This is a genomic window from Kineococcus mangrovi, from assembly GCF_041320705.1.
GTDB classification, from domain to species: Bacteria; Actinomycetota; Actinomycetes; order Actinomycetales; family Kineococcaceae; genus Kineococcus; species Kineococcus mangrovi.
Genome location: NZ_JBGGTQ010000004.1, coordinates 489,582 through 500,340, shown reverse-complemented (window position 1 = coordinate 500,340; position 10,759 = coordinate 489,582). Strand labels below are relative to the sequence as shown.

Below are 10,759 nucleotides of genomic sequence, written 5' to 3'. Positions count from 1 at the left end.
GCCGGCCACGATCTCGGGGTTGGTGAAGGAGAAGCGGATCTTGGACGGGCGCAACGCGCTGGACCCGGGACGGTGGCGCGCGGCGGGCTGGACCTACCGGGCCCTGGGCCGCCCCCGCGCCTGACCCACCCCCCGCGACCCCGCGCGACCCGGCGCGGAGAACGCCCTTCCCGCCCCGCCGAGACGCCCGGCAGGGGCGGGAAGTGTGTCGTCTGCGTGTGGAGGGCCTGGAGGCGGGCGGCGGCGGCCGTACGGTGGATCGCATGCCGGCCGAGCCCCCAGAGCGAGACGTCCCCGACCCGTCCGGCGCCGGGGGCGGGACGGACTCGGCCGAGCAGGCCCAGCGGTGGCACTCCACCACCTACGGCCGGGCACGGCGCCCGGCGGCCGGACGTCCCGCCGCGCAGACCCCCGGGCGTGAGCACCGCCTGGCCGAGCTGCAGCGCCCCACGGACCGCGCCACGGACCGTCCCGCCGAGCCCGCGCCCCGCGACCACGCCCCGCGACCGGACCGTCCCCGTCGCCGCCCCCGCGTGCGGCGCCGTCGCGTCCTGGCCGTCCTCGCCGTCCTCGCGGTGCTGGCCGTCACCTACCCCGTCGCGCTGGCGTGGCGCGGGTGGTCCTCGGTCGACCAGATCGCGGCGGCCTCCCCCGGGGACCGGCCGGCGGCGACCCCCGGCACGACGTACCTCATCGTCGGGTCCGACTCCCGCGACGGCCTGACCCCGGAGCAGATCGCGCAGTACTCCGCGGGCGGGACCGACATCTCCGGTCAGCGGACGGACACGATCATGCTGCTGCACGTGCCCGACTCCGGGGGGCCGGCGGCGCTCATCAGCGTCCCGCGCGACTCCTACGTCCCGATCCCGGGCCACGACCGGAACAAGATCAACGCGGCCTTCGCGATGGGTGGCGCGCCGTTGCTCACGCAGACGGTGGAGGAGGTCTCGGGGCTGCGGATCGACCACTACGTCGAGACCGGGTTCGGCGGGTTCGCGCAGATCGTCGACGCCGTCGGCGGGGTCACGATGTGCCCGGCCACCGCGGTCGACGACGTGCGGGCCGGGCTGGACATCCCGGCCGGGTGCCAGTCGATGGACGGCACGACGGCCCTGGGGTACGCCCGCTACCGCTACACCGACAACCAGGGCGACTTCGGTCGCGTGCAGCGCCAGCGCGAACTCCTCGGCGCGATCGTGTCGAAGGCCGCGAGCCCGGCGACCCTGCTGAACCCGTTCCGGGCCTTCCCCCTCGCCACCGCCGGCGGGAACGCCGTGACGGTCGACGAGGGCGCCTCGATCACCGATCTCGCGGGTTTCCTGCGCGGGATGCGCGCGGCGACCGGGGCCGACGGGATCTCCATGACGGTGCCCGTCTCGGACCCGAACTACCGCACCGGGCACGGCATCGCGGTGAAGTGGGACACCGAGAAGGCGTTGGCCATGTTCGCCGACCTCAAGGCCGACGACACCGAGGCGTTGCGCTCCCTCACCTCCTGACGCGGAACGCCCCGCCGGCCCGGGGCCGACGGGGCGTCCTGCTGCGCTCGTGCGGGTCAGAACCCGGTGACCGCGGTCAGCGCGTTCACGATCCCCTCACCGTAGAACCCGTTGTCGTCGCCCGGTCCGGCGCAGGTGGCCGACGAGGTGACCGGCCCGTCGGAGGTGACGCGGCGGTAGGTGAACTCCGCCGGCACCGGGCACGGGGTGTCGGTCGCCGAGCCCAGCAGGATCGCCTCGGTGACCTTCGGGTCGAGGGTCAGCGTGCCGGGGTGCGCCTCGTCCCGCTTGCCGTACTCGCTGACGACGAGCGCCGCTACGCCGGCGGCGTGCGGGGCGGCCATCGAGGTGCCCTGCAGGTACTGGTAGTAGGCGTCCTGGCCGTCCTTCGTCTTCTGCCGCACGACGAACGGGGTGGTGGGCTCGCCGTTCGCGTCGATCGTGCCCTCGGCCTTCGCGACGTTGGCCGGGTAGGCCGCGAGGATCATCCCGGCGGGCGAGACGCGGTCGTTGGCGGTGTCGTAGGCGTCGCCGCCGGGGGCGGAGACGTCGGACTGCTCGGTCCCGAAGTTGGAGTAGTACGCCTTGCGACCGGACGGGCCGGTCGAGTTCACCGTGACGACGCCGTCGTTCTCGGCCGGCACGTTGAGGCACGTCGAGTTGTCGATGGTGCGGTCGCGGGCCTGGGTCGGGTTGCCGTCGGCGTCGACCGGGTAGTCGGGGCTGGTGATGTCGACGCCGGGGTTCCCGAGGTCGGTGGCCTCGTTGCCGCTGGCCGAGACCGGCAGCACGCCCTTGCTGCGGGCGTAGTCGATCGCGCGCTGGACGGCGGCGACGATGACGCGCTGCTGCTGCTGCTCCTCCGGGGAGTCGGCGGGGTTCGCCTGGCAGTTGTAGAGCCACGGGTCGACGTAGAAGCTCATGTTGACGACGTCGACGCCGGAGTCGCCCGCGAACGTCAGCGCGTCGAGGGTGGGCTGCAGGAAGAAGTACCCGGAGTCCTGGCCGGCGCGCAGGTTCACGAGGTTCACGTTCGGTGCGACACCGGCGATGCCGACGCCGTTGACGGGCGCGCCGATGGTGCTGGCGACGTGGGTGCCGTGCCCGTCGTCGTCGACGTCGACGGGGTCGACGCAGGACGCGACCTCGCAGGGGCCGTCGATGTCGGGCAGGTCGGTGACGAAGTTCCGGCTGCCCGCGGCGTCGAAGTTGGGGGCGATGTCGGGGTGGGTCCCGTCGACACCGGTGTCGATGATGCCGACGGTGACCTTCTTGCTGCCGGGCTGGACCCGGTAGGAACCGTCCGGCGTGGCGCCGATGGCGCGCATGTCCCACTGCAGCGGCGCGAGAGGTTCGGCGCCCTTCGCCCTGGCGGCCAAGGACTTCAGGGACGCCCGGCCCGCCAGGGTGGCGCGTTCGGCGTCCGACAGCTTCTCCACGGCGTCCACGTCGGAGACGGCGTCGGCCGGGGCCTGGCCGATGCTGCGGTCCGCGGCGGCGCCGACGAGACCGCCGGCGGCGTCGGCCTTGGCGGAGAAGTCGGCGGCAGAGCTCTCGACGAGCGCGTACCCGACCTCCGCGTTGCTCGACAGGACCGTCCCGCCCGCCTGGGCGATGGCGGCGCGGGCCATGACGTCGCTCGTGCCGGCGTCGTAGAGGACGACGTAGCGGGTGGTGCCCTGCTGCGCGGTGGCCGCGCCCTGCTGGGTGCGGGTGGTGGTCCCGGTGGTGGAACCGGAACTGGTGCCGGCGGACGCGGACTGCGTCACCGCCAGCGTCGTCGCGAGCAGCGCGGTGCTCATCGCGGCCGACAGGACGATCTTGCGCACGGGGCCTCCCTGCCTCAAAAGGATCAACGCCGCAGAGTGTGCTGCACAGACTGCACACAGACAACCCTTGACCTTGGACACTCCGCCCTGGTAGTTGCCTCTGCGAGTCACCGTCGGGCGAGGTTGAGCAGCACGTCGAGCAACCGCCGTCCGTCCATCCGCAACCCGTCGTGCTGGTACTCGTTCGTCACGAACGTCCGGGCCCCGCGGATCGCCCGCGCGGTGGCGGCGGAGAACTCGTACGGGACGAACATGTCGTCGACGTAGACCGCCGCGGCCACGGGCACGGTGTTCTGCGCCAGGACGTCGGCGTCGTACAGCGGCGGCAGGGTGGCGTCCGCGGCGAGCAGGTGGGCGGCCTCGCGCAGCGGGACCAGGGCGGGGTCCTCCTCGAACTGCCAGGGGTAGACGTGCTCGCCGGTGAAGCAGAACCCCGGCGCGTCGAGGGCGAACTCGGGGAACTCCCCGCGGACCCGCTCGGCGGACCAGCCCGTCGCCGCCCCCTGCGCGTAGATGCTCTCGTGGACGAGGGCGTACAGCGGGTGCGGGGCGAACGACAGGCGCCGACCCACCTCGAGCAGGAACCGCTCACGCAGCCGGGTCCGGCCCCGGACGGTGGTGAACGGGTCCTCGAGGGCGAAGTGCAGCGCGTCGAAACCCGAGACCGTCCCCAGCGCGATCCCGAGGGTGCGGAACCGCCGGCCCGACAACCGCTCCCCCGTCGGCAGGTTCTCCTCGGTGGCCTCCAGGTGGTCGGCGACCCGGCGCGCCACCGCGAGGTCGCGGGGGTAGCGGGCGAAGAACTCGGCGTTGCGGCGGGCGGTCTGCGCGTACGTGCGCCGGTAGACGTCGTCGGCCGTGGTGTCGATCCCGGGCAACCCGGCGGTGATGAACACCTCGCGCAACCCCTGCGGGGCCCGGGAGAGGTACGTCGTGAGGCAGAACCCGCCGTAGCTCTGCCCCAGCGCGGCCCAGGTGTCCCCGCCGAGGGCGGCCCGCAGCAGTTCGGCGTCGTCGACGATGGAGTCGGCCCGCACGCACCGCAGCAGCGCGGCCTGCTCGGCGGGGGTCCCGGTGAGGGACTGCCGGTCCAGCGGGGTCGACCGGCCCGTCCCGCGCTGGTCCAGCAGGACGACCCGGAACTCCTCCAGCGCGCGGTCCAGCCAGCCGCCGACCACGTCGGGCCGGGGCGAGGGGTTCCCCGGCCCGCCCTGGAAGAACACCAGCCGCGGGGCGTCGCACCGACCGTCGCGGACGTACTCGCGCGCGAAGACCTCCAGCGTCCCGGGCAGGTTCCCGGAGTGGTCGACCGGGACGGTGAGGACGTGCTCGTGGACGTCGTGGCCGTCGACGCGGTGGGACTCGGTGACCAGGGGGCCGTCGGTGCGGGCGCTCACGGCGGCGACGCTACCGGGGCCTCGTCCACACCCGGCGCGAACCCCGTGGACGGTGCGCCCGGCGCCGCCTACGGTCGGGGACGTGAAGATCGCCGAAGCGCTCACCGAGCGCGCCGACGCCCAGCGCCGGGTCGAGCAGCTGCGCAGCCGCATCGCGGCGAACGCGCGCTACCAGGAGGGCGAGGAACCCGCCGAGGACGCCGCCGCCCTGCTCGTCGAGGTCGGCGAGGTGCTGTCCCGGCTGCGCACCCTCATCGCGCAGGTCAACCGCACGAACGCGCGGATCGACCTCGGCCCGGACGGCACGATGACCGACGCCCTCGCCACCCGCGACGTCCTGCGGCTGCAGCACGCCGTGCTGACGTCGGCGGCCGACGCGGCGGCGGGCCAGGGCGCGCGGCACCTGCGCAGCGAGCTGCGGCACCTGTCGGCCCTGCCCGTGGCCGACCTGCGCCGGCAGGCCGACGAGGTGGCGCGCACGCTGCGCACCCTCGACGGCCGGATCCAGCAGGCGAACTGGACCCACGACCTGCTGGACAGAGCGGAGGAGGAGTGAGGGGCGACGGCAGTCGGTAACCGGACGGGAGCGGACACGACCCGCACGTGGCCGGCGGGCACATCGGCCACCCGCTGGAGGTGGAGGGCAGCCTGGAGTTCGAGTCTCCGCGCACCGAGCAGCCCCGCACCGCGCACCATCCACGGTGCACCCAGCACGCAGCACCACCGTGTGTCGGTCCGTCCGGTGAGGGTGGGTCAGGGGACCCGCCGCCCCTCACGTCCCGGGCTCGCGCCCGCGCGGCGCGTCAGCCCCCGAAGCCGACGCCCCCGCGCCGGGTGCGGGCCCGGAGCTTCTCGCCCTTGTCGTGGGCGGTCTGCCGCAGCCCGTCCTGGAACTCGACCATCCGCGCGCGCAGGTCGGCGTCGGTGGCGGCGAGGACGCGCACGGCGAGCAGCCCGGCGTTGCGGGCCCCGCCGATCGAGACCGTCGCCACGGGCACCCCGGCCGGCATCTGGACGATCGACAGCAGCGAGTCCATGCCGTCGAGGTGGCGCAGCGGCACCGGGACGCCGATGACGGGCAGCGGGGTCACGCTGGCCAGCATCCCGGGCAGGTGCGCGGCACCACCGGCGCCGGCGACGACGACCTGCAGACCGCGCTCGGCGGCCGAGGCGCCCCACGCGACCATGTCGTGCGGCATCCGGTGCGCCGAGACGACGTCGGCCTCGTACCCGACGCCGAACTCCTCCAGTGCCTTCGCGGCCTCCTCCATGACGGGCCAGTCGGAGTCGGACCCCATGACCAGGCCCACGCGCACGTCACTCATCGATCTCCCCCGCGGTGAAGGCCGCCGCGTGCCGGGCACGCGCGCGGACGGTGTCCAGGTCGTCGCCGTAGACGGTGACGTGCCCGAGCTTGCGGCCGGGCCGCTGCTCCTTGCCGTACAGGTGCACCTTGACGCCCGGGTCGTGCGCCATGACGTGCAGGTAGGACCGGTACAGGTCCTCGTGGCGCGCCTCGATCGCCTTCGGTCCGAGCACGTTGACCATCACCGTCCACGGTGCGCGCGGGGCCGTCGAGCCCAGCGGCAGGTCCAGCACGGCCCGCAGGTGGTTCTCGAACTGGCTCGTCACGGCGCCGTCGATGCTCCAGTGCCCGGAGTTGTGCGGGCGCATCGCCAGCTCGTTGACCACGAACGTGCGCCGGCTCACCCCCTGGACGACGCGTTCGACCTCGAAGACCTCCACGGCCAGCACCCCCGTGACGCCCAGGCCGCCGGCGATGCGCAGCGCGACGTCGGTCAGCTCCGCGGCCAGGTCGGGGTCCAGGTCCGGTGCGGGGGCGGTGACCTCGTGGCAGACCCCGTCGCGCTGCACGGTCTCCACCACCGGCCACGCCGCGGCCTGGCCCGAGGGGCTGCGGGCGACGAGGGCCGCCAGCTCGCGGGTGAAGGGCACGTGCTCCTCTGCGAGCAGCCCACCGCGGTCGGCCCAGTCGGCGAACCAGGCGCCGGCGGTGGCCCACCCGGCGTCGTCGGGGCCGTCGAGCACGAGCACGCCCTTGCCGTCGTAGCCCCCGCGCGGGGTCTTCAGGACGACGGGCCAGCCCGCCTCGGTGGCGAACGCCTCGACCGCGGCCCGGTCGGCCACCCGCGCCCACGCGGGGCAGGGGACGCCGAGCGCGGTGAGGCGCTCGCGCATGACGACCTTGTCCTGGGCGTGCACCAGCGCGTCGGCACCCGGCTGCACGCTCGTCACCTCGGCCATGGCGCGCAGCCCCGCACCGGGCACGTGCTCGTGGTCGAAGGTGACGGCGTCGCACTCGGAGGCGAACGCCACGAGGGCCTCGAGGTCGTCGGCCGCACCGATCGGGGCGGGCGTGACGACCTGCGCCGCCGCGACGTCGGGGCCCTCGGCCAGGACGCGCAGCCGCAGGCCGAGGGCCGTGGCGGCCGGCTGCATCATGCGGGCGAGCTGACCGCCGCCGACGACGCCGACGACGGGGAACCCCCCGGGGCGCGCGTAGGGGGCCGGGTCCGGCCGATCGGCCTGGGCGGACGAAGCGGGCGACGAGGCGGTCACGGGGTCCGAGGGTAGTGGGCGCGGCCGGTGGCTCAGATCATCACCCGTTCGGCCGATGGACCCCGAGATGCCCGTCCGCGCGGCGTGGGTCACCCTTGACCCGGCACGCCGTGGGACCGCGGCGCGCACCCATGGAGGGGGAGCTCTTTGATCACCGTGATCGCCTGCGTGGCGTTCGTCGCCGTCGGCATCGTCGGAGCCATGAAGATGGAGGACCACCTGGACCCCCGGAGCGCGCGCCGCGAGACACGCGTCCCGGCGGACCGTTGACCTGGAGCCGATTCCCAGCCTGACCCGTCAGACTGCGTGACCCCGGGACCGATCGGGAACCGGACGGCCACCGGCTGAGGGGATGCGCGTTGAGCAGGGCGTTGAGCGGGGAGCAGCAGGACGAGCGGGGTCTCGTGCGCCGGTTGCGCGACACCTACGAGGTCCTGGTCCGCGAGGCCGCCAAGTTCGGCATCGTCGGCGCCGTGGCCTTCGTCACGGACTTCGGCATCTTCAACCTGTTGCGCTACGCGGGGCCGGACGGCGTGGGAGTCCTGCACCACAAACCGCTGACGGCGAACGTCATCTCCGTGGTGACGAGCATCGTCGTGGCGTGGCTGGGCAACCGGTACTGGACGTTCCGACACCGCCGGCGCGCGTCGGCCCCGCGTGAGCTGCTGCTGTTCTTCGTCATGAACGGCGTCGGCCTGCTCATCTCGCTGGCCTGCCTGGGCTTCACCTACTACGTGCTGGACCTGCGCGGCCCACTGGCCTCGAACGTCTCCGCCAAGGTCGTCGGGGTCGGGCTGGGCACCCTGTTCCGCTGGTGGGCCTACCGCCGCTTCGTCTTCGTGGCGGAGCTGCGCGCCGAGGGCTGGGAGGACCCGTCCGCCGACTCGTCAGCGCCGCCGCAGGTGGACGACGTCCCCCGCAGCCAGGCTCGTCCGGGCGCCGCCTGAACCCCGCACCACGAGCCGGCCGTCGTCGTCGACGTCGACCGCCTCCCCCTCGAGCGTCGTCCCGTCGGGCAGGTGCGCCCGCACCGCCACCCCGAGCGTCGCGCTGACGGCGCGGTAGTCCGGCAGCGGGGACTCCCCCAGCGCCCACGCGTCGACGCGCCGGCGCAACGCGCGCAGGTACCGGCGCAGCACGGTGTCGCGGTCGCTCGTGCCGGCCCCGGCGAGCGCGAGCGAGGTGGCCGACCCGACGGGCAGCTCGTCGGCGCGCAGCGAGACGTTGACCCCCGCCCCGAGCACGACGCGGTCCCCGCGCGCCTCGGCGAGGATCCCGCAGACCTTCCCGGGCCGGCCGGGTCCGGTGACGAGGACGTCGTTGGGCCACTTCAGCCCGGCCTCGACGCCGAGGTCGCGCACCGCGTCGAGGACCGCCAGACCCGTCACGAGCGGCAGCAGGGCCCACCGGTCGGGCGGGACCGCGGGCCGCAGCAGCACCGAGACCGCGAGCGCCGACCGCGGTGGCGCGCTCCAGGTCCGGCCCAGCCTGCCCCGGCCGGCGTCCTGGTGGTCGGCGACGAGGACCGCGCCGTCGGGGGCGGTCTCGTCGGCGATGAGGTCCGCGTTGGTCGACCCGGTGCTCGCCACGACGTCCAGCCGCGTCCAGGCCCCCGGTCCGACGAGCGCCCTGCGCACGGCGGCGGCCCGCAGGGGCGGGCGGTCCAGGTCGCTCCACGTGGGCTCCACCCGGTCATCCTGCCGGGTCGGACGCCTCGTGGTGGTCGGACGCCGTCGTGGTGGGAGGGCCCCGACGCTCCGACGGGTCGTCCCGCGCGGTGATCACTAGGCTCGCGGCGTGAGCGAGCAGCGGCCGGCGACGGCCATCGACGCCGTGGCCGAGCGACACCTCGAGACGGTGCTGCGCCTGCAGCCGACCCTCGCGCTGGGTCTGGGCGTGCCCGACGCGGCGCCCGGCCTCGGCGACCGGTCCCCCGCGGGGCTGGCCGAGGTGGCGGCGGCGGACCGGGCGACGCTCGCCGCGCTCGAGGAGGCCGAGCGGTCCGGCCCCGTCGACGACGTCGACCGGGTGACGCTCGCCGCGATGCGCGACCGCCTCGGTCTGGAGGTCGCGCTCGGGGAGGCCGGGGAGCTGCTGGGCGACCTCAACGTCATCGCCTCCCCCGTGCAGGACCTGCGGATGGTCTTCGACCTGCTGCCGGCGCAGACGGAGGCGGACTGGCAGGTCGTCGGCGAACGCCTCGCGGCCGTCCCCGCCGCCGTGGCCGGGTACGTCGAGAGCCTGCGGGCCGCGGCGGCGGCCGGTCGGGTGGCGGCGGTCCGCCAGGTGCGGGCGTGCGCGGCCGAGGCGGCCTCGTACGCGGCGCCGGGCGGGTTCTTCGCGACGTTCGCGGCCGGTCGCGGCGAGGACGTCGAACGCGCGGGTGCCACCGCGGCCCGGGCCTACGGCGAGCTGGCGCGGTTCCTCACCGACGACCTGCTCCCGCGGGCCCCCGAGACCGACGCCGTGGGCCGGGACCGGTACGCGCTGTGGTCGCGGTGGTTCGTCGGCGCGCGCATCGACCTCGACGAGACGTACGCGTGGGGCCTGGAGGAGGTCGCGCGGTTGCGCGCCGAGATGGCCGACGTGGCGCGGCAGGTCTGCGGTTCCGGGGACGTGGAGGCGGCCGCCGCGGTCCTGGACGCCGAACCGTCCGCCGTCGTCGAGGGCGCGCAGAACTTCCGCGCGTGGATGCAGGACCGCTCCGACGAGACCGTCGAGGCGTTGCAGGGCGAGCACTTCGACATCCCCGAGCAGATCCGCCGGCTGGAGTGCCGGATCGCGCCGACCACGAGCGGGGGCATCTACTACACCGGCCCCAGCGAGGACTTCTCCCGCCCGGGGCGCATGTGGTGGGCCGTCCCGGCCGGCCAGACGCGGTTCTCGACGTGGCGGGAGGCCACGACCGTCCACCACGAGGGCGTCCCGGGCCACCACCTGCAGATCGGGCAGACCGCCGTGCGCGGCGAGGTGCTCAACCGCTGGCGCCGGCAGGGCTGCTGGATCTCCGGGCACGGCGAGGGGTGGGCCCTGTACGCCGAGCGGCTCATGCAGGACCTGGGCTTCCTGCGCGGGCCCGGTGAGGTGCTCGGGATGCTCGACGCGCAGCTGCTGCGCGCCGGTCGCGTCGTCATCGACATCGGGGTCCACTGCGCCCTGCCCGCCCCCGCCGAGGTCGGCGGGGGCGCCTGGACGTACGAGAAGGCGTGGGCCTACCTGCGGTCGGTGTCCGGCAACCACCCCGACGTGCTGCGCTTCGAGCTCGACCGCTACCTCGGCTGGGCCGGGCAGGCACCGAGCTACAAGGTGGGCGAGCGGTTGTGGACGGCGCTGCGCGACGACGTCGCGGTGGCCCAGGGCGCGTCGTTCGACCTCCGGGGCTTCCACCGCCGGGCCCTGGACGTCGGCTCCGTCGGCCTCGACGTGCTCCGCGCCGCGCTCCTGACCTGACCCC

At 74.8% G+C, this 10,759-nt stretch carries 10 protein-coding genes; 5 read left to right on the top strand and 5 right to left on the bottom strand.

Annotated elements, in window-relative coordinates; translation table 11 throughout:
* Positions 1-263 precede the first annotated feature (263 nt).
* Entirely contained in the window at positions 264-1,499 is a 1,236-nt protein-coding gene (locus tag AB2L28_RS11295) for an LCP family protein (RefSeq protein ID WP_370718828.1), read from the top strand.
* 56 nt (positions 1,500-1,555) lie between these two features.
* Here AB2L28_RS11295 and AB2L28_RS11290 read toward each other — a convergent pair whose 3' ends face one another.
* A complete protein-coding gene (locus tag AB2L28_RS11290) occupies positions 1,556-3,328 on the bottom strand; it encodes a S8 family serine peptidase (protein ID WP_432526141.1) in 1,773 nt (590 codons plus the stop codon).
* 107 nt (positions 3,329-3,435) lie between these two features.
* Positions 3,436-4,725: an alpha/beta fold hydrolase gene (locus AB2L28_RS11285; RefSeq protein ID WP_370718827.1), complete on the bottom strand. Its 1,290-nt coding sequence runs from the start codon at positions 4,723-4,725 to the stop codon at positions 3,436-3,438.
* Positions 4,726-4,807: 82 nt separating this feature from the next.
* Between AB2L28_RS11285 and AB2L28_RS11280 the strand changes: the two genes are divergently transcribed.
* The gene (locus tag AB2L28_RS11280; protein ID WP_370718826.1) at positions 4,808-5,281 is read left to right on the top strand and encodes a DIP1984 family protein; all 474 of its coding nucleotides are present in this window, start codon (positions 4,808-4,810) and stop codon (positions 5,279-5,281) included.
* 247 nt (positions 5,282-5,528) lie between these two features.
* On the opposite strand, the gene purE is transcribed toward AB2L28_RS11280, so the two are convergent.
* The gene (gene purE / locus AB2L28_RS11275) at positions 5,529-6,050 is read right to left on the bottom strand and encodes a 5-(carboxyamino)imidazole ribonucleotide mutase (protein ID WP_370718825.1); all 522 of its coding nucleotides are present in this window, start codon (positions 6,048-6,050) and stop codon (positions 5,529-5,531) included.
* Positions 6,043-7,305 carry a 5-(carboxyamino)imidazole ribonucleotide synthase gene (locus AB2L28_RS11270; protein WP_370718824.1) on the bottom strand — a complete coding sequence of 421 codons (1,263 nt, stop codon included), beginning with the start codon at positions 7,303-7,305 and terminating at the stop codon, positions 6,043-6,045. Before AB2L28_RS11270 ends, purE begins: the two co-directional genes overlap by 8 nt.
* A gap of 147 nt (positions 7,306-7,452) precedes the next feature.
* Here AB2L28_RS11270 and AB2L28_RS11265 point away from each other — a divergent pair, with 147 nt between their 5' ends.
* Positions 7,453-7,575: a hypothetical protein gene (locus tag AB2L28_RS11265; RefSeq protein WP_370718823.1), complete on the top strand. Its 123-nt coding sequence runs from the start codon at positions 7,453-7,455 to the stop codon at positions 7,573-7,575.
* An 89-nt stretch (positions 7,576-7,664) separates the two neighbouring features.
* On the top strand, positions 7,665-8,252 hold the full coding sequence (locus tag AB2L28_RS11260; protein ID WP_370718822.1) for a GtrA family protein: 588 nt from the start codon (positions 7,665-7,667) through the stop codon (positions 8,250-8,252).
* Here AB2L28_RS11260 and AB2L28_RS11255 read toward each other — a convergent pair.
* Entirely contained in the window at positions 8,193-8,993 is an 801-nt protein-coding gene (locus tag AB2L28_RS11255) for a biotin--[acetyl-CoA-carboxylase] ligase (protein ID WP_370718821.1), read from the bottom strand. The genes AB2L28_RS11260 and AB2L28_RS11255 overlap by 60 nt on opposite strands.
* Before the next feature lie 109 nt (positions 8,994-9,102).
* Here AB2L28_RS11255 and AB2L28_RS11250 point away from each other — a divergent pair, with 109 nt between their 5' ends.
* Complete coding sequence (locus AB2L28_RS11250) at positions 9,103-10,755, top strand: DUF885 domain-containing protein (protein ID WP_370718820.1); 1,653 nt, start codon at positions 9,103-9,105, stop codon at positions 10,753-10,755.
* Positions 10,756-10,759: the final 4 nt, after the last annotated feature.

What these genes read in the sequence shown, in the direction of transcription:
- AB2L28_RS11295 (WP_370718828.1), top strand. Translation starts at nt 264, where the DNA reads ATGCCGGCCGAGCCCCCAGAGCGAGACGTCCCCGACCCGTCCGGCGCC.
- purE (WP_370718825.1), bottom strand. Translation starts at nt 6,050, where the DNA reads ATGAGTGACGTGCGCGTGGGCCTGGTCATGGGGTCCGACTCCGACTGG.